The organism is Streptomyces sp. NPDC044704 (genome assembly GCF_056433525.1).
Window position 1 is genome coordinate 403,334 of sequence record NZ_JBWKGY010000001.1, and the last position, 17,698, is coordinate 421,031.

The following is a 17,698-nucleotide window of genomic DNA, read 5'->3' on the forward strand; positions in this document are numbered from 1 at the left end:
TGCCCGACGAACCTGGAGTGTGTGCGATGACCGCGCCCGTCACGACCCTGGAGGCCGTGGAGTCCTTCACACCGGAGCGGATCGTACCGATCGCTCAGCTCGCCGACAGGCTCGGCCTGCGCCGGACCAAACTCCGCCTCTTCGAGCGCGTCCACGGGCTCAAGGAGATCCGCTTCGACCAGGAACTCGACCTCTTCGACGTGGTCCTGCCGGCGGCCCGCCGCATCACCGCCGACCCGCGGGTCCGCGAACGCATCAGGTACGTGGTGTACGCGCACACCACGCAGGCGGTCGCGCCGGCCCACGTCAGCCCCGCCCAGGAGATCAAGGACCGCCTCGGGCTGGCCGGTGCCGAGGCCTTCGCCCTCAGCCAGCAGAACTGCGCCGGCGGCATGGCCGCGATCGACACCGCCGCGGAACTGCTCAGGGCCGAGGGCGGCCCGGGCGACTGCGCCCTGGTCGTCACCGGCGAGCAGGCCTTCTCACCGAAGATCCAGCTCATCCCCGACGTCGCCATCATGGGCGACGCGGGCGCGGCCTGCCTGGTGACGCTCGACGGACGCGGCCCGGACCGGGTGCGCTCGTACGCCACCCGCACCCTGGGCCAGTTCTCGGCGGCCATGCTCCTCGACGAGGAGAAGTCGCTGGAGGTCAGCAAGTTCTACGCCCCGGTGCTCGCCGAGGTCGTACGGGAGGCGGTGGCACGGGCGGGGATGACCCTCCCCGACATCGACCTGATCATCCCGCACAACGTCAACCTCCAGTCGTGGCGCCAGACCATCGGCGAACTGGGCATCGACCGCTCCCAGGTCTTCCTCGACAACGTCGAGCGGTACAGCCACTGCTTCGCCTCGGACGTGTTCCTCAACTACACCACCCTGCGCGACGCCGGCCGCCTGACCGCCGGACGCAACTACCTGTTCGCCACGGTCGGCCTCGGCGCCACCTTCGCCGCCATGGTGATCACCCACCAGCCGACCGACGACACCGACCCGACAGGGGAGACGGCATGACCACCACCGGCGAATTCCAGGTGCAGGGCCTGCCCGTCTCCGCGATCGCCGCGGAATTCGGCACGCCGCTGTACGTGTACGACACGGACGTGCTGCGCGACGTCTACCAGGGACTGCGGACCCGGATGCACCCCGGCGTCGACATCTTCCTGTCCCTCAAGGCCAACCCCAACATCAGCGTCATCGGCTTCCTCGGCACCCTCGGTGCGGGAGCCGAGGTCTCCTCGCTGGCCGAACTGGAAACGGCCCGCCGCGCCGGGATCGCCCCGCAGGACACGATCTTCCTCGGGCCGGGCAAGACCCGCGCCGAACTGGAAGCGTGCGTGGCCGCCGATCTGCACGCCGTCGTCGTCGAGTCGCTGGAGGAGCTCGAAGCCCTCGACGACCTGGCCGTCGCCACCGGACGCGACCGGCTCCCCGTGATGCTCCGGGTCAACCCGGACTTCCGCACCAAGGGCTCCGGCCTCGCCATGGGCGGCAAGCCCCGCCAGTTCGGCATCGACGTGGCCGAAGTGCGCGCGGCGCAGCGGCTGCTGAAGGGACTGCGCCGGGTCCACGTCATGGGCCTGCACGCCTACATGGGCACCCGGTTCCTCAACCACGAGGACCTGGTCCACAACACCCGGGAGATCCTTGCCACGGCCGAGTCGCTGTCCCGGGAGACCGGCATCGAGCTCAGGACCGTCGACTTCGGCGGCGGCTTCGGCGTCCCGTACTTCGACAACGAGACCGGCCTCGACCTCCCCGCGCTGACCGCGGGCATCAACGACGCCGTCTCGGAGTTCCTGGAGCGGCACCCCGGATGCCGGCTCGTCAACGAACTCGGCCGCTACCTCACCGCCCCCTGCGGCACCTACGTCACCCGGGCGCTCTTCGTGAAGGAGTCGATGGGCGAACAGTTCGTCGTCGCCGACGGCGGCACCAACCACCACATGGCCGCGGTGGGCGTCGGCAGCTTCGTCAAGCGCAACTTCCCCATCCGCTCACTGACCCGGTACGCGGAGGAGCCCACCGGCACCTACACGGTCACGGGACCGCTCTGCACGCCCAACGACGTCATCGGCAAGCGGGTGGCACTGCCCCCCGTCGCCGCCGGCGACCTCATCGGGGTCGAACTGTCCGGCGCGTACGGCCCCTCCGCCTCGCCCGGGCTCTTCCTGAGCCACGGATTCCCCGCCGAGGTCATGGTCCACGACGGCACCGCCCGCCTGGTGCGCAGCCGGGACACCGTCGAGGACCTCCTCGGCAAGCAGCGGCTCATCGAGTTCTGATCATGCCCCCAGCCATACCCACAGCCATCCCCGCAACGATCCCCACAAGGAGCACGACCATGGACAACACCACCATCGTGGCGCAGGTCGAGACCGCGCTCAGCGAGGTACTGGAGCGCGAGGTCACCGGACTGACCGAGGACATCCGCCTCTTCGAGGACCTGCACCTGGACTCCACCTCCGTGATGGAGATGCTGATGGAGCTCGAGGACAGCATGAAGATCGTCATCGACCCCGAGAACCTCGACATGGACGACTTCCAGTCCATCGGCACCCTCACCGGATACCTGCGCCGGATCAGCCCCGCACCGCAGGGCGCGGGTGAGTGACGTGACGACCGTAGCCGCATCCTCCCTCGTCGTTTCACCGGACGGCGGTCCCTTCCACGAGGACCCGGCCATCCTCGGCTTCTACCGCGACCTGGTGGAGCCGTTCGGCTCCACCGTGGACGAGCAGTTGCTGCGCGACGGACGCAACGTGTTCCACAAGGACCTCGTGGACCGGCTCGTCGGCAGCGAGGACATCGACGTCGCCGCCGACCTGGTCGTCGTCACCCACGCACTGCCCGACGTACACCCCTTCACCGCCGTCGCCTCACACCTCAACATGCTGCTCGGCGGCGGTGCGCAGAGCTTCAGCATCAGCGAACAGGGCCTGGCGGCCCCGTTCACCGCACTGCGGATCATCTCCGCCTACCAGAGCGGCGGCCGGTCCGCACGCGCGGTGCTCGCCGTACTGGAACAGACCACGCTGCCGACGCCGCACCCCCTGGTGGACTCCGGGGAACTGGTGGACTCCGGCGCGCTGCTCGTACTGGAACCCGGCGAGGGCCTGCGGGTGGGCGGCGTCGAGTCCTTCGACGACGCGGACGCGACCGCCGACCGGCTGCGGGCCCTCGACGGGGACGGCAGCACCGGCACCCTGTTCGTCCTGGGCCCCTGGGTCGGCGAGCAGACGTTCGCAGCCGGGGCCCACGTTCACCGCGTCGCCCCCGGCAGCTACTGCACCAGCGTGTGGCTCGACCTGGCCCGCCACTGGCGGGACTGGCAGCGCGACCACGAGCGGGTCGTCCTGTGCGACATCGACCCGCTGTCCGGCCGCGGACACCTCGCCCTGCTCACCGCCGCCTAGATCGAGTCAAGGAAGTCCTGCCCGCCCGGAAGAAAGGAACGGACGCGCACATGCGCATCGGGGTCGACGTGCTCGCCATCGGCGAACTCGACCGGCTGCACACCCGCGGCTGGTTCCGGCAGCACACCTACGACCAGGAGGAACTGGCGCTCGCCGAGTCGCTCTCGCCCAGCCGGGCACGGGAGTTCCTCGCGGGCCGGTTCGCCGCCAAGGAAGCCGTCCTGAAGGTCCTGGGAACGGGCTTCGGCAAGGGGATCCGCCCCGCCCACGTCCGCGTACTGCGCGACGACCGCTCCGCGCCCGTCGTCCGGCTGGCCGGAGCGGCCGCGCGGCGGGCGGCCGAGCTCGGCATCGGCGCCATCGCGGTCTCCATCGCACACAAGGACGAGTCCGTGATCGCCGTGGCGATCGGCGGAGCCGCCCACGAGGACGCGGCACTCGGCCCCGACCGGGCGGCAGAGGCCACCCGGATCGCCGTACAGAAGATCGGCCGCCCACGAGCCGGCATCGGAAAAGCGAGGAACGGCAATGCCTGAGGAAGTCACCGCCACCCTTCGGGTGCGCATGAGCCAGCAGGACGCCCACTACGGCGGCAGCCTGGTCGACGGCGCCCGGCTGCTGCAGCTGTTCGGGGACCTGGTCACCGAGGTCACCATCCGCAGCGACGGCGACGAGGGCCTGCTCACCGGGTACGAGCGGGTCGAGTTCCTCGCCCCGGTGCACGCGGGGGACTTCATCGAAGCCACCGCACGGCTCGTCGGCCGCGGCCGACTGCGCAGAACCGTCGAGTTCACCGCGCACAAGACCATCGGGGCCCGGTACGACCTCGGACCCACCCGGGCCGAGGCGTCGGCGGAACCGACCCTGGTCTGCCGCGCCCTCGGCACCGCGGTCGTCCCGCCGGCCGCCGTACGACGCAAGACCCGTGAGGCCGCCCCCACGCAGGACCCGGCCCACGACACCCCGTCCCGGGTCTGACCCGGACAACCCAGCAAGACGACCGAAGGACAGTTCCCATGACCACCCCCACACCGGCCGCAGCCCTGCCGGGCCGTGTGCTGGCCGTTGCCGTGTGCAGCGCGTTCCTCGTCGGACTCGATTCGATGATCACCGTGCCGCTCATCCCGGAGATCGCGGCCGACACGAACACCGCCGCCCGCGCCGGCGGTCTGTTCGTCAGTGCCTACGCGCTGCTCTTCGCCCTGGTGGCACCGCTGTGCGGCGCCATGTCGGACCGGCTCGGCCGCCGCCGGATCCTCTGCACCGGCCTGGTGATCTTCGCCCTGGCCAACGTGCTCACGGGCCTCGGCGGCGACTTCACCCTGATCCTGGTCAGCCGCGCCGTCGCCGGCCTCGGCTCCGCCATGATCATGCCGAGCGTCTACGCCATGATCGCCGAGAGCTTCCCCTTCGAGCAGCGCGGCAAGATCATGGGCATCGTCGTCGCCGGCCTGCTCAGCTCCACCGTGCTCGGCGTCCCGCTCGGTTCCTACCTCGCCTACCTGATGAGCTGGCGCGCCGCGTTCTACGCCGTCGCGGTCGTCGCCGCGGCCGTCTACCTGATGGTCCTCCTGCGCCTCCCGGCCGTGGCCCCCAAGGCCCCGCAGGACCTGGCCCCGGGCAACCCCGTGGCGACGTACCTCGGCATGATCCGGCGGGCCGTCACCACGCCCGCCCTGCTGTGCGTGCTCGGCTCGACCCTGCTGTGGAGCGCCGCCCTCTACGGCATGTTCTCCAACATCGGCATCTTCTTCGCCGAGCGCTTCGACTTCAACGAGGCCCAGACCGGCTTCGCGATCATGGGCTCCGGAGCGGGCAGCATGACGGGCGCCCTCCTCGGCGGACGGATCGCCGACCGGCTCGGCAAGCGCCGCGTCCTCGTCGTCGCCGCACTGGTGGCGGCCGCGGGGGTGAGCGCCGTACCGCTGATCGGCCATCACCTCGTGCCCACGCTCGTCGTGTTCATCCTGTGGGGCACCGCCGTCGGCGTCGGACAGCCCGCCCTCAACGCCCTCGTCAGCGAGCTGCGCCCGGAGATGCGCGGCACCGCACTCGCCCTCAACGGCTCGGCGCAGTACGCCGGAATGATGCTGGCCACCAGCATCGCGGCGGCCCTGCTCCAGGGCAGCTTCTCCTTCACCGTCATCGGCGTGCTCTGCGGACTCTGCGCCCTGGCCGTCCTGCCCCTCCTCATCGGCGTACGCGTCACCGCGGCGGCCCCGGCCCAGCCCACGACCCGGACGGAGACCTCGGCATGAGCAACCCCGCAGCCCCTGAACCGGACCTCGGAAAGATCCTCTTCGAGCGGTTCGTCGACCTGTGGAACGGCGACGTCGACTTCGCCGACACCCCGGAGTTCATCGCCGACGAGTTCACGGTCCACAGCGCCGAACTCGCCCGCTACCTCGGCTTTCCCGACTCCAACCGCATCACCACCCGCGACGGGCTGCTCGACTGGGTCCGCGCCGTGCGTGGCCTCCTCCACGACGTGCGCTTCACGACCGACCCCGGCCCCCTGAGGGACGGTGACTACGTGGCCGGCGGCTACACCGTCACCGGTACCTACGCCGGCGGCGCCCCCACGGCGACCGTCGAGCCCGGCACACCGGTCCGGTACGCGGGCATGTCCATCGTCCGCCTTCAGGACGGCAAGCTCGCCGAGTACTGGGTGCTCTCGGACGGCCTCGGCCTCCTGTCCCAGCTCGGAGCCGTGCCCACCCCCTGACCGCCCGCACCCCAAGGACTTCGCCCCATGTCTGAGACATCACTGCTGCACGACGTGCTGGACACGGCCGCCGAACGGTGGCCGGACCGGCCCGCCGTGTCCCGCCTCGACTCCACCGCCACCTACGCCGAACTGCGGGACGCGAGCCTGCGCCTCGCCGCGTGGCTCCACTCCGAGGGCGTCTCCCGCGGCCGCCGGCTCGTCGTGTCCCTCCCGCCCGGCCCGCTCGTGCCCGCGCTCGTCTTCGCCGCCTCACGCGTCGGCGCGCTCTACACGGTCCTCCACGAACAGGTCGTCGGCACACCGCTGGAGCACGTGCTCGGAGACTGCGAGCCCACCCTGGTCGTGGCCCACGACGCGTCGGTGCTCGACACCGCCCGCGCCCGCGGGATCAAGGCGGTTCCCGCACCCCTGGCCGAAGCCGAGGCCTTCCCCGCCACGGCCGCACCCGTGCCGTCCCCGGAAGCGCTGCCCGCCCCCCTCGCCGTCGACCCGGTCTCCCTCATCTACACCTCGGGCACCACCTCGGCGCCCAAGGCCGTCGTGAGCACGCACCAGCAGGTCGTGTTCGCCGCCCGCGCCATCCAGCAGGTCCTGGACTACCGCCACGACGACGTCGTCTACTGCCCGCTGCCGCTGTCCTTCGACTACGGCCTCTACCAGCTGTTCCTCGGAGCACTGAGCGGAGCCCACGTCGTGCTGGGCAGCGCCGCCGAAGCCGGCCCCGCCCTCCTGCGCAACCTCCTCGACAGCGGTGCGACCGTACTGCCGGCCGTCCCCTCGGTCGCCGAATCACTGGCCTGGCTGCTGAAGCGGGCCTCCCGGCGTCCCGCCCTGCGCCTGGTCACCAACACCGGAGCGGCCCTGTCCACCGAGACGCTCAACGCGCTGCGCGCGGCAATACCCGAGCTCAAGGGGCAGGTGATGTTCGGGCTCACCGAGTGCAAGCGCGCCACCATCATGCCGCCGGACGGCGACCTGCTGCGCCCCGGATCCTGCGGTCTGCCGCTGCCCGGTACCGAGGTCTTCGCCGTCGACGAGGAGGGCAACCGGCTGCCCGCCGGGGAGACCGGCGAGATCACCGTCCGGGGGCCGCACGTCATGTCCGGCTACTGGCGGCGCCCCGAGCTGAACCTGGCGAGGTTCCCGCAGCGCGACGGCCTCTTCCCCGAGCTGCGGACCGGCGACTACGGATGGCTGGACGACGACGGCTACCTGTACTTCTCCGGGCGCCGCGACGACCTCTACAAGGAGCGCGGCTTCCGGGTCAGTGCCACCGAGGTGGAGGCGGCGGCCCACCGCATCCCGGAGGTGGTGTCCGCCGCCGTCCTCCCGCCGTCGGGCAAGAAGTCGGCGCTCCTGGCCGTGGTCACGGACCTGGAGCCCCACGTCGTGCTGGAGCGGATGCAGGAGCAGATCGAGGAGTTCAAGATCCCGCGCCGGTGCGTGGTGCTCGACTCCCTTCCCCTGAGCCGCAACGGGAAGGTCGACCGCAAGGAACTGGCGGCCCTCCTGGAGAACCGGACCCAGCCCTCCGCCACCGCCCGCTGAACCGCTCCCGCCCCCGGCGCCGTCCCGCGCCGCCCGGCCCGCCTCAGCCGAGGTAGTACGGGCGGTTGTGGGCGGCGACGGGGGGAGACTGGAACGTCCAGGCCCCGGCCGCGGGCACCTCGCCGACGAGACGGAGGAGGTCCTCGCCGACACCGCTCGCGGGGTCGTGCACGGTGAGCCGCGAACGATCGGCGCCCGGGCCGCTGAGGTCGTACCAGCGGTAGGGCTGGTAGACGTTCATCGGACCGGCGAGCGCGACGCCCGCGGAATCGGTGCCGTACCCGGTGATCGGGGTGTTGTTCGCGGGAACGGACGCGAGCCGCCCCAGCTGGGCGCGGAAGGAGAACAGCGCCGTGTCGCGGCGTGCGATGCCACCGTCGGCCGCGGCCTCGGCCGCGAGGCAGCGGACGTCCCAGGTGTCACCGGCCGGGCCGTTGAGGGAGGGCATCTCCACCTCGAACCAGCCGGGGTACTTGGGTTCCGCGTACAGCGTGCGCCCCGCGTCGATGGCCAGCGGGTTGTCGCACACCACGTGGATGCGGGCGATCCCGAGCAGCTTGGTCTGGTCGTACCCCTGGGCGTACTGCGGATAGCTCACCCGCGGGAGGCGGCGCGCCGCCTCCGTGGGGTGGGCGACGATGTTGACCTCGATCTCCTGCGTGATGCCCCCGCCGGACGGGTACTGCGCGAAGTACAGCTGGTAGTTGAGCGAGACCAGGCACCGGCCGTCGAACTCCGCCGCGGTCAGCGCCGGATGGTGCTTCGCCAGGACCTCCCGCACCGGCCCGGGGTCCACCAGGTAGTCCAGGCCGATGTTGTGCAGCGCCCCGTAGTGGAAGGGGAGCTGGTAGGGGGCCGCGACGGGCGGCAGGGGCAGGGCGTTCACGAGGCGGCTCCGAGGGTTCGGGAGGCGGTCAGGGTGACGGGCCGGTCGCGTTCCGCCAGATCGGCTTCGACGCGTTCGGCGCTGCGCAGGGCCAGGGCGGCCATGGTCAGGGTCGGGTTGGACGTCGCCACCGACGGCATGCTGCCGCAGCCCACCGCGTACAGGCCGGGGTGGTCCCAGCAACGCTGCCAAGGGTCGACGACCGACGTGTGCGGGCTGCCGCCCATGACGTGGGTGCCGGCGGCGTGCCCCGCGCCCCGGTAGCCGTACGTCAGGCCCCGGTGTTCGAAGCGGCCGGGCCAGGCTTCGGCGTCGAAGGCGGTGTGGTCCTCGGCGCCCAGCAACGCGAAGATCCGGTCGGACACCGCCTTCGCGGCCGCGATGCCGTCCTTCACGTGCGGGGACAGGTCGTACGTCACCACCGGGCGCGGCAGGCCGAGCGGGTCGCGGTGGCGGGGGTCGAGGGTGACCCGGTTCGCGGGGTCGGCGCCCTGCTCCATCTCGAACTGCAGCGTGAACTGCCGTCCGACGCGGTCGGCGAGCGCCTCCCGCAGCGCGGCTCCCCGCAGCCCGCGCCGGCCCGGCCCCGGCGCACGGGTCAGCTCGGCGACGTCCGTGTCGACGGGCCCCTTCGCCCACACCCAGCCCCAGTTGCCGATCTCGATCCGGAACGGCGCCCGCGCACGGCGGGCCGGACCCGCCCGGAACCCTTCGAGACCCGAGGTGGAGCCGGGGCCCCGGTACGGGCCGACGCGCTCGGGAAGGAGTCCCCAGGTCAGCAGCACCGGATGGTCCATCAGGTTGCGTCCGACCTGGTCGCTGCGGTTGCCGAGCCCGGACAGGAGAAGCAGGCGGGCGTTCTCGATCGCGTGCGCCGCCAGGACCACCACGTCCGCGTGCACGGTGACGGCCGGCCGCCCCGCCCGCCCGCCGCCGGTCTGCGAGCAGTCCAGGTAGGTGACCCCCGTGGCCCGGCCTCCCGGACCGACGAGGACGCGGCTGACGACGGCCCGGTCCCGGAGCGTGACCGAAGGCCCCCAGGCCGCCTGCGTCTTGAGGGGCGTGTACTTGGCGTGCGAGGGGCAGTGGGGGATGCAGCTGGCGCTGCCCACGCAGCGGCTGCCCGGGTCGGGCCGGCCGTGCGCGCCGAGGGGCTCGTAGCCCGCCCCGCCCCCGTAGCGGGGGTCCGGGACGCCGTTGCGGCCCTGCGGGGTGCCCACCACGCGCAGCTCCACCGGCTCCCGGCCGCCCGGCTCGCTCACCCGCCGGCCGTCCAGCCGCCCGGCCAGCACCGCGTCGACGCGGCTCGGCGGCAGTGCCCGCATCGGGTAGACGTACCCCTCGGGGAACGGCAGGCCCACCGCGGTGCGCTGCTCGTCGACGTCGGCGGACACCCCGATCGCGTGCTCGGCGGAGCGGTAGTGCGGTTCGAGGTCCGCGTACGTCAGCGGCCAGCTGCGGCCGTAGCCGAACGCCTCGGTGTCGAAGTCCTCCGGCAGCATGCGCGGGGTGAGCCCGGTCCAGACGTTCCCCGTGCCGCCGTTCACCCGTACGTAACCGCTGGCGTAGGGGAGCGGGCCGCGCTGGACGAAGTAGCCGTCGGAGCGGTAGCCGGCGCCGTCACCACCGGTGCCGGTCAGATCGGTCACCTCGGGCCACGGAGCCGTGCCGTCCATGGGGTACGGGGAGCCCGGCACCTTCGCCGAGGCCGTCAGGAACCGTTCCAGGGCCTCCCGGTGCCCCCGTTCGGCGTCGGTGGCGCGGGCACCGGCCTCCAGCACCAGGACGCGGCGGCCGCGGTCGCCCAGGTGCCGGGCGACGAGGGAGCCGGCGATGCCACCGCCGACGACGATCACGTCGTACCGTTCCGCTCCGTTCACCGGCGTCCCCCGGATTCCCGGCCGCCCGCACCCGCGGGCTCGGCCCAGCTTCCGAAGCCCGGCGCGGACGTACCCGGCGCGCGCCCGCCGACGGCCCGCCACACCAGCGCGCCGGCGTAGGCCCGCGGCGACACCACGAAGGGCCCGCCGCCGTCGACGGACCCCGGCCAACTGCCGGTGTACCAGAGGCGGATCACCGCCTCCGCCGCCGCCTCGACCTCCGCTTCGCGCGCGTCGGGCGCGCGCACGAGCCGCCGGTAGCCGTCGGGACCGAGCCGGTCCAGCACCACGGCCAGGAGAACGGACGCCAGGCCGTCCTCGCGTAATTCGTCCGGGCTGAAACCGGTCAGACCGCTGGAGAGCACGAGGAACTCCTCGATCTCACCGGCTCCGGCGTCCTCGCTCGCACTCACTGACACCCCTCCGTGACACGCCCCTGGCTTCCGCCACCGCACGGCGGTCAGCCTTGCCCCGGTGAGCACCCCGGCAAGCGCTCCGGCCGCCCGTCGGCCTGAACTCTCCTGATGTCGACCGGAATCGCGATATGTCCGATGAGCGGCGCGGTTCAGCCGGCGGGCGGCTGCGGGGGAGTGACCCGGTGCGCCGTGAGCAGGAGGTACTCCCACTCCATGACACCGTCCCGGGTGTTCTCCTCGGCCAGGGCGTCCAGTTCGCGGTCCAGTGCCGCGGTCCGGTCTTCGTCGTCGCCGATGGCGCGGTAGACCGCGACCGTCGGTCCGTAGCAGGCCTTGAAGAACGTGCGGAAGTCTCCCGGCCGGGGGAAGGCGTCCACCCGGACGGTCCGCCGGCGGGCCTCCACGTCCGTGACGTGGTCGCCCAGGAGCCCGTACACGTGCTCCTCCTCGCCCCAGAGGGGCGGCGGCTGGGCTCCGGGCGGCGGGGGCGGAGCGTACGGCTTCATCGTCGCGAACATCCGGCCGACGAACCCCTGAGGGGTCCAGTTCGCCAGGCCGACCGTCCCGCCGGGCCGGCAGACGCGGACCAGTTCGTCGGCGGCGGCCTGGTGGTGCGGGGCGAACATCACGCCGAAGCAGGACATGACGACGTCGAACTCCCCGTCCGCGAACGGCAGGTGTTCCGCGTCGGCTTCGCGCCACTCCAGACGGGCCCCGCGCACCGCGGCCTTGCTCCGCCCGACCTCCAGGAGCTCGGGGGTCAGGTCGCTCGCCACCACGTCGGCCCCGGCGAGGGCCGCGGGGATGGCGGCGTTGCCCGCGCCCGCTGCCACGTCCAGTACCCGGTCGCCCTGCTGCACGCCGCACTCCGCGACGAGTTCGGCGCCGGCTTCCGGGATGACGTGGGATGCCACGGACGGGTAGTCGCCGAGTGCCCACATGGCCCGGTGGCGGTCCTTCAGCGCGCGGTCAGCCGTCACCGGGTCGTTCGCCTCGGACATGACCCACCTCCAGGGCTCGGTCCGACCCCTTCCCCGAGCGTAGGCGCTGTCGCCCGGACCCGCAGTCCGGCCGTGGGGTCCCGCCCCGGGCACCGGATCCGGTCAATCCGCCGCCGCTTTGGCTGATATGGACCAACTGATGCGGTTTCAGGCAAATCTGACCGAAGATCATCCCACTTCTCGTGCTCCGTCCCTCCATGATTCCTTACGGGCGGCCACCGGGCCGTCACGGTCGGCACGCGGCCGCCGAAGGCAGTGTGGGAGGCCTGACGTGACACAGGTACTGGTCGAACGGGACGACGTGCTCCGGGCCGCGGCCACCGCCCTGACCAGGGCGCGCTCCGGGACCGGCAGCTGGCTGATGCTGGCCGCGCCGCCCGGCCGCGGCCGCACCGCCGTGCTCGACGCCGTCGTCCGCCGGGCGGACGCCGACGACGGGATACGGGTGCTGTCGGCACGCTGCGCACCCGAGGAGACGGGCTTCCCCTTCGCCCTCCTGCGCCAGGTCTTCCCGACCGCCGAAGGCATACCCTTCGCCGATCCCGCCGCCGAGCAGGAGCAGCGGGTCTTCCACCGGCTGCTGGACCTGCTGTCCCGGACCGCCGGGACCCGCCCGGTGCTGCTGGCCGTGGACGACCTGCACTGCGCCGATCCGGTGTCGCGCCGCTGGGCCGGGTACCTGGCGCGCCGGATCGCCGGGCTCCCGGTGCTGCTGCTGGCCACCGAATGCCGCGAGCACACCGACGCCGTCTGGCTGCCCCCGACGACCGGCGTGTGCCTCCCGCTGCCCCCGCTCGGGCCCGACACCGTCGAACGGCTCGGGCGCGAACGCGGGCTGGCCCCCGATCGACGCGCCCTGTGCCGCGAGGCGACCGGCGGCAACCCAGCCCTCGTCCAGGCCCTACTCACCGACCTCACCGAGGCCACCGGCTCTACCGGCTTCGCCGACGTCACCGGCTTCACCGACGCTGCCGAGGTCGCGGGCTTCACCGGCGATGGCGAGGGCACCTGCTCCGCCGACCGCTCCGACCGCTCCGACCGCTCCGACCGCTCCGACCGCTCCGACCGCTCCGACCGCACCGGCCTCGCAGGGTCCCAGAGCGCCGCTTTCGCCGCTCCCGCCGCCCTGCCCGACGCCCCTGCCCCGGGTCCCGGCCGACCCCCGCACCACCCCGCCCCCGGGTCCGCCCCCGGGCCCGCCGTCCCGGTTACCCGGTACCGGGACGCGCTCGCCCGGTGGATCCGTGAGCGCGCCGACGCCGGGACCCGCCATACGGCCCTCGCCCTCGCCGCCACCGCCCAGTGCTCTCCCGCCACCGGCGCCGCCCTGCTCCAGGAGGCGCGCGAGCTGTGCCCCGCCCGCCCCGCCGCCCCGCCCGGCGCGCCGGGACTGGCCCGGATGCTCTCCCACCCGCTCGCCCGGGAAGCCGTACTGGACGCCGCCGACCGCGCCGAACTGGCCGGCCTCCACACCCATGCCGCCCGCCTGCTCCACGACCGCGGCGCCCCCGCCGGGGCCGTCGCCGCCCGGCTGCTGCACCTGGATCCCCCGACCGAGGCATGGATGGCCCGCTGCCTGGAGGACGCCGCCGACGCCGCCGTACGGGCCGGGCGCACCGAAGAGGCCGCCGGGCTGCTGCGCCACGCCCTGCGCGGGCAGCCGCCCCTGGCCCCGGACCGGCATGCCGAGCTCACCCTGCGCCTGGGGTCCCTGGAGTTCCCGTACAGCGCCGAGGCCGGCATCCGCCGGCTCCGCGCGGGCCTCGACCTGCACCCCGACCGTCAGGAACGCGCCGCCGCCGCACCCGCCCTCGGCGCGGCCCTCGCCGCCAGCGGCCGTACGGACCGTGCGCTGAGCGTCCTGCACCGGGCCGGCAGCGCCACGGACGACGACGAGCTGGCGCACATCCTGCGGGCCGTCACCGCCCTCATCTCCTCGCACGACGCCGTCGCCTGGCGCAACGCCGTGGCGGACCTGCGGGTCCTCGCTCCCACGGCCCCGGCCGGCGTCGAACCCCTGGTCTGCGGTCTGATCACCGAGTACGAGACCGGTGCCGGACTCCTCTCCGCGACCGAGGTCCTGGCCCGGATCCGCCCCCGGCTCGCCGCCGCCCCGGTCCACCCGCAACTGCGCACCGCCTGGCTGGGCAGCGCCGCCACCCTGCTCCAGTGGGCGGACCGGCTGGAGGACGTCCGTACCCTCGCCGAGCAGGGGCTGCCCGTACCGCCCGCCACACCGGACCTGACGGACGTCGGCCTGCAATGCCTGCTCAGCGCCCGGGCGGAAGCCGCCCTGTGGGCCGGTGACTTCCGGCGCGTCATCGCCGAGAACACCCTCCTGGCGCACACCTGCACCGGACGCGGCATCCGCGCGCCCCACCTGGTCTCCATGGTGGCGCTCGCCCGCTACGAACTCGGCCTCCGCGACCAGGCCTGGCAGCTCCTCTCCGCCCCCGACCCGTCCACCGCGGACAGCTCCTGGGAGTGGAACGAACTGAGCTACGCGCGCGCCCTGCTCCACGGCATCGAAGGACGCTGGCAGGCCGCGCTCGACGGATACCTCGCCTGCGGCACGGGGCAGAGCGCCCGCGACTTCGTCAGCCCCGTGGCCACGCCGTGGCGCTCCGGAGCGGCCCTCGCCCTGGCCCGCCTCGGCCGGGCGGCCCGGGCCCGGGAGCTCGCGGAGGAGGAACTGCACCACGCGCGCCGCTGGGGCACCCCCCGTACGGTCGGCAGGGCGCTGCGGGCCCACGCCGCAGCCGTCGGCGGCCGGAGGGGCCTGGACTCGCTCGTCGAGGCGGCCGCCCTCCTGGAGGGGGCGCCCGCACCGGTGGAACGCATCGAGACGCTGATCGACCTCGGCCGCGCGCGCATCGAGGCCGGGTTCGGCCGCCGGGGCCGCGACGACCTGCGCGCCGCCGCCGCCGGAGCGGACCGCCTGCTGTACCCCCCGGGCGCCGGCGACGCTCCGTACGACGACCCCGGCGACGGCCCCACCGGCCACCCCCGGGGCGGCGGCGGGCCCGGCCCGGCACCACGGCCGAGGCTCCTGCAGGCGACGCGGGCGGCCCTGCGCGACGCGAACGCCCGCGCCACGACACGGGCCAGGACCGGCCCCGGCGCACTGACCGGAGCGGAACGCAGGGTCGTCGACCTCGCGGCCCGCGGGCACACGAACGCGCAGATCGGCGAGGCGCTCCACCTGACCCGCCGCACGGTGGAGTCCCACCTCACCAGCGCCTACCGGAAGCTGGAGGTGACCCGCCGCACCCAGCTCGCGGTCGGCCTGGCCGGAACCGGCACCGCCGGCAGCGGGCCGGAGGGCTGACCACGAGACCGGGCGGAGCGCCGTGTCCGTGGACTTCCACGATGTGTACGGACCCGGCCGCCGGACAGAGTGGGCACCGCGCCGGGCCCGCCCCCACGGCCCGGCGCCACCTCCATTCCACCGGCGCCGCCGCACCCGGGCGGGGCCGCGTACGAAAGGCACCGAGCATGAACTTCACGCAGCGCACGTCCGCCCGCTCGGCCCTGGTGGCCCTGATGGCCGTGGCGGGGACGACCCTCCTCCCCGCGACCGCCGCCGACGCCCTCCCCGCCCCCGTACCCGCCGCGCAGACCGCCTCGGACCTGGGGGCCACCCTGGCCCCCAACCAGCTCTGGGCGCTGCGCAAGCGCGGCAACCGCTACGAGATCGCCAACTCGCACAGCGGCCTGTGTCTGAAGGTGAAGGGCGGCTCGAACGACAACGGGGCCGCCGTGGTGCAGGCCGAATGCGGCACCGCGAGCGAGGGGTTGTGGAAGGCGGAGGCCACCGACGGCGGCACCTTCATCCAGCTCCGCAACGCCAACTCCGGCCGGTGCCTGGACATCAGCGGGGGCGTCGCGTACCAGGGCGCCAAGGTCATCCAGTACGACTGCAACGGCGGCCTGAACCAGAAGTGGTGGGACACGGACGGCATCGACGGCAACATCGGCTACTGGATCAGCGGCACCACGCCGACGGGCGCACCCACCTGGATGTGCCTGGACATGCCCGGCGCCAGCACCAGCGCCGGCACCCAGGCCGCCATGTGGAAGTGCAGCTAGGGCGTGTTCGGAAAGGTCCACCGGGTCGCGGCACCAGGTTCCTGAACACCCGCCTGCCCGGCAGGGGAGGGCAGGACCGCGGGCAGGTGGCGTGGAGAGTGCCGGCCGCCCCGTCCCCGACGGTCGGGGCGGCGAACGACGAAGGCAAGGAGGGAAACCCACTCCTTGCCACTCTCAAGTTATAGCCCGCCGGGGGGCTTGTGGCAAGGCCCGGGTCGTGCCGCAGAATCGTCCACCAAAGCCAGGACCTGCGGAAATGAGGCTCGTGTGGTGGACGTGACGGTGGTCGGCGGCGGTCCGACCGGTTTGATGCTCGCCAGTGAGCTGCGGCTGCACGGCGTACGCGTGGTCGTGCTGGAGAAGTCCGCCGAGCCGACGGAGCAGTCCCGCGGGCAGGGCCTGCACGCGCGCAGCGTCGAGGTGATGGACCAGCGGGGCCTCCTCGACCGGTTCCTCGAGGTCAGCGAGAAGTTCCAGGTCGGGGGTCTCTTCGGCGGCATCGTGAAACCGTGGCCGGACCGGCTGGACACGGCCCACGCGTACGGCCTCGCCACCCCGCAGCCCGTCACCGAGCGGCTGCTGAACGAGCGCGCCCTCGAACTCGGCACGGAGATCCGGCGCGGTCGCGAAGTGGCCGGGCTGAGCCAGGACGGGGACGGGGTCACCGTCGAGCTGACGGACGGTACGCGGCTGCGTTCGCGCTACCTCGTCGGCTGCGACGGCGGCCGCAGCACGGTGCGCAAGCTGCTCGGCGTCGGGTTCCCCGGCGAGCCCGCCAAGGTCGAGACGCTGCTGGGCGAGATGGAGGTGACGGAGGACCCGGCGACGGTCGCCGCCGCCGTCGAGGAAGTCCGCAGGACCCAGCTGCGGTTCGGGGTCGCCCCCATCGGGGACGGCGTGTACCGCGTGGTCGTGCCCGCCGACGGGGTGGCCGAGGACCGGGCGGCTGAGCCGGTCCTGGAGGATTTCCGACGGCAGCTGCGCGCCTTCGCGGGCACGGACTTCGGCGTGCACTCGCCGCGCTGGCTGTCCCGGTTCGGCGACGCCACCCGGCAGGCCGAGCGCTACCGGTCCGGCCGGGTGCTGCTGGCCGGTGACGCGGCGCACGTCCACCCGCCGACCGGCGGGCAGGGACTCAACCTCGGCGTGCAGGACGCGTTCAACCTCGGCTGGAAACTGGCGGCGGAGGTGGCCGGCTGGGCGCCGGAGGGGCTGCTGGACAGCTACCACGCCGAGCGGCACCCGGTGGGCGCCGCCGTGCTGGACAACACGCGTGCGCAGATCACGCTGCTGGGGGCCGATCCGGGCGCGGCGGCCCTGCGGGCGCTGCTGTCGAAGCTGATGGACTTCGAGGAGGTGAACCGGTACGTGACCGGGATGATCACCGCCGTCGAGGTCCGCTACGACTTCGGTGAGGGACACGAACTGCTGGGCCGGCGCATGCGGGACCTGAACCTGAAGCGGGGCCGCCTCTACGAGCTGACGCGCGGCGGGCGCGGCCTGCTCCTGGACCAGACCGGCCGGCTCTCGGTGGCGGGCTGGGCGGACCGGGTCGACCACGTGGTCGACGTCAGCGAGGAACTGGACGTCCCCGCCGTGCTGTTGCGGCCCGACGGTCATGTGGCGTGGGCGGGCGAGGACCAGCGGGACCTCCTCCGTCACCTGCCCAGGTGGTTCGGCGCCACCTCCGGCTGACCGGCGGGCCGAAGGACGCCCCCGGTACGGTGCCGTGCCG

At 73.4% G+C, this 17,698-nt stretch carries 16 protein-coding genes; 12 read left to right on the forward strand and 4 right to left on the reverse strand.

All coding sequences use genetic code 11. The features are described from left to right. Positions 1-26: 26 nt before the first annotated feature. From AC07B0_RS01825 to AC07B0_RS01865, 9 genes are read left to right on the forward strand one after another with little or no spacing between them, the layout of a single operon-like run. Complete coding sequence (locus AC07B0_RS01825; RefSeq protein ID WP_356878119.1) at positions 27-1,013, forward strand: 3-oxoacyl-ACP synthase III family protein; 987 nt, start codon at positions 27-29, stop codon at positions 1,011-1,013. Then, entirely contained in the window at positions 1,010-2,284 is a 1,275-nt protein-coding gene (locus AC07B0_RS01830; RefSeq protein WP_356878120.1) for a type III PLP-dependent enzyme, read from the forward strand. The genes AC07B0_RS01825 and AC07B0_RS01830 overlap by 4 nt, the downstream gene beginning before the upstream one ends. 59 nt (positions 2,285-2,343) lie before the next feature. Further along, complete coding sequence (locus AC07B0_RS01835) at positions 2,344-2,613, forward strand: acyl carrier protein (protein ID WP_356878121.1); 270 nt, start codon at positions 2,344-2,346, stop codon at positions 2,611-2,613. Between the two features lies 1 nt (position 2,614). After that, a complete protein-coding gene (locus tag AC07B0_RS01840; RefSeq protein WP_469378816.1) occupies positions 2,615-3,415 on the forward strand; it encodes a hypothetical protein in 801 nt (266 codons plus the stop codon). A gap of 50 nt (positions 3,416-3,465) precedes the next feature. Further along, a complete protein-coding gene (acpS, locus tag AC07B0_RS01845; RefSeq protein ID WP_356878123.1) occupies positions 3,466-3,951 on the forward strand; it encodes a holo-ACP synthase in 486 nt (161 codons plus the stop codon). After that, positions 3,944-4,393, forward strand: coding sequence for a 3-aminobutyryl-CoA ammonia lyase (locus AC07B0_RS01850; protein WP_467292275.1), 450 nt, complete (start codon positions 3,944-3,946; stop codon positions 4,391-4,393). Before acpS ends, AC07B0_RS01850 begins: the two co-directional genes overlap by 8 nt. Before the next feature lie 38 nt (positions 4,394-4,431). Beyond that, a complete protein-coding gene (locus AC07B0_RS01855; RefSeq protein WP_356878125.1) occupies positions 4,432-5,673 on the forward strand; it encodes an MFS transporter in 1,242 nt (413 codons plus the stop codon). Beyond that, on the forward strand, positions 5,670-6,140 hold the full coding sequence (locus tag AC07B0_RS01860) for an ester cyclase (RefSeq protein ID WP_356878126.1): 471 nt from the start codon (positions 5,670-5,672) through the stop codon (positions 6,138-6,140). The genes AC07B0_RS01855 and AC07B0_RS01860 overlap by 4 nt, the downstream gene beginning before the upstream one ends. A gap of 27 nt (positions 6,141-6,167) precedes the next feature. Next, on the forward strand, positions 6,168-7,691 hold the full coding sequence (locus AC07B0_RS01865) for a class I adenylate-forming enzyme family protein (protein ID WP_467292279.1): 1,524 nt from the start codon (positions 6,168-6,170) through the stop codon (positions 7,689-7,691). A gap of 43 nt (positions 7,692-7,734) precedes the next feature. Here AC07B0_RS01865 and AC07B0_RS01870 read toward each other — a convergent pair whose 3' ends face one another. From AC07B0_RS01870 to AC07B0_RS01885, 4 genes are all read right to left on the reverse strand, one after another. Continuing rightward, positions 7,735-8,577: a hypothetical protein gene (locus AC07B0_RS01870; RefSeq protein ID WP_356878128.1), complete on the reverse strand. Its 843-nt coding sequence runs from the start codon at positions 8,575-8,577 to the stop codon at positions 7,735-7,737. After that, a complete protein-coding gene (locus AC07B0_RS01875) occupies positions 8,574-10,457 on the reverse strand; it encodes a GMC family oxidoreductase (RefSeq protein ID WP_469378813.1) in 1,884 nt (627 codons plus the stop codon). The genes AC07B0_RS01870 and AC07B0_RS01875 overlap by 4 nt, the downstream gene beginning before the upstream one ends. Next, a complete protein-coding gene (locus AC07B0_RS01880) occupies positions 10,454-10,870 on the reverse strand; it encodes a hypothetical protein (protein WP_469378811.1) in 417 nt (138 codons plus the stop codon). Before AC07B0_RS01880 ends, AC07B0_RS01875 begins: the two co-directional genes overlap by 4 nt. A gap of 152 nt (positions 10,871-11,022) precedes the next feature. Beyond that, on the reverse strand, positions 11,023-11,874 hold the full coding sequence (locus AC07B0_RS01885) for a class I SAM-dependent methyltransferase (RefSeq protein ID WP_469378809.1): 852 nt from the start codon (positions 11,872-11,874) through the stop codon (positions 11,023-11,025). Positions 11,875-12,145: 271 nt separating this feature from the next. Between AC07B0_RS01885 and AC07B0_RS01890 the strand changes: the two genes are divergently transcribed. From AC07B0_RS01890 to rox, 3 genes are all read left to right on the forward strand, one after another. After that, positions 12,146-15,202, forward strand: coding sequence for a helix-turn-helix transcriptional regulator (locus AC07B0_RS01890; RefSeq protein ID WP_478896213.1), 3,057 nt, complete (start codon positions 12,146-12,148; stop codon positions 15,200-15,202). Between the two features lie 167 nt (positions 15,203-15,369). Continuing rightward, on the forward strand, positions 15,370-15,963 hold the full coding sequence (locus tag AC07B0_RS01895; protein WP_469378805.1) for an RICIN domain-containing protein: 594 nt from the start codon (positions 15,370-15,372) through the stop codon (positions 15,961-15,963). Positions 15,964-16,230: 267 nt separating this feature from the next. After that, positions 16,231-17,658 (forward strand): rifampin monooxygenase, encoded by a 1,428-nt coding sequence (rox, locus tag AC07B0_RS01900; protein ID WP_469378803.1) that lies wholly within the window; start codon positions 16,231-16,233, stop codon positions 17,656-17,658. Positions 17,659-17,698 lie beyond the last annotated feature (40 nt).

Excerpts from the sequence above, each read along its gene's own strand:
- AC07B0_RS01825 (WP_356878119.1), top strand. The coding sequence starts at position 27 with ATGACCGCGCCCGTCACGACCCTGGAGGCCGTGGAGTCCTTCACACCG.
- AC07B0_RS01830 (WP_356878120.1), top strand. The coding sequence starts at position 1,010 with ATGACCACCACCGGCGAATTCCAGGTGCAGGGCCTGCCCGTCTCCGCG.
- AC07B0_RS01835 (WP_356878121.1), top strand. The coding sequence starts at position 2,344 with ATGGACAACACCACCATCGTGGCGCAGGTCGAGACCGCGCTCAGCGAG.
- acpS (WP_356878123.1), top strand. The coding sequence starts at position 3,466 with ATGCGCATCGGGGTCGACGTGCTCGCCATCGGCGAACTCGACCGGCTG.
- AC07B0_RS01850 (WP_467292275.1), top strand. The coding sequence starts at position 3,944 with ATGCCTGAGGAAGTCACCGCCACCCTTCGGGTGCGCATGAGCCAGCAG.
- AC07B0_RS01855 (WP_356878125.1), top strand. The coding sequence starts at position 4,432 with ATGACCACCCCCACACCGGCCGCAGCCCTGCCGGGCCGTGTGCTGGCC.
- AC07B0_RS01860 (WP_356878126.1), top strand. The coding sequence starts at position 5,670 with ATGAGCAACCCCGCAGCCCCTGAACCGGACCTCGGAAAGATCCTCTTC.
- AC07B0_RS01865 (WP_467292279.1), top strand. The coding sequence starts at position 6,168 with ATGTCTGAGACATCACTGCTGCACGACGTGCTGGACACGGCCGCCGAA.
- AC07B0_RS01885 (WP_469378809.1), bottom strand. The coding sequence starts at position 11,874 with ATGTCCGAGGCGAACGACCCGGTGACGGCTGACCGCGCGCTGAAGGAC.
- AC07B0_RS01895 (WP_469378805.1), top strand. The coding sequence starts at position 15,370 with ATGAACTTCACGCAGCGCACGTCCGCCCGCTCGGCCCTGGTGGCCCTG.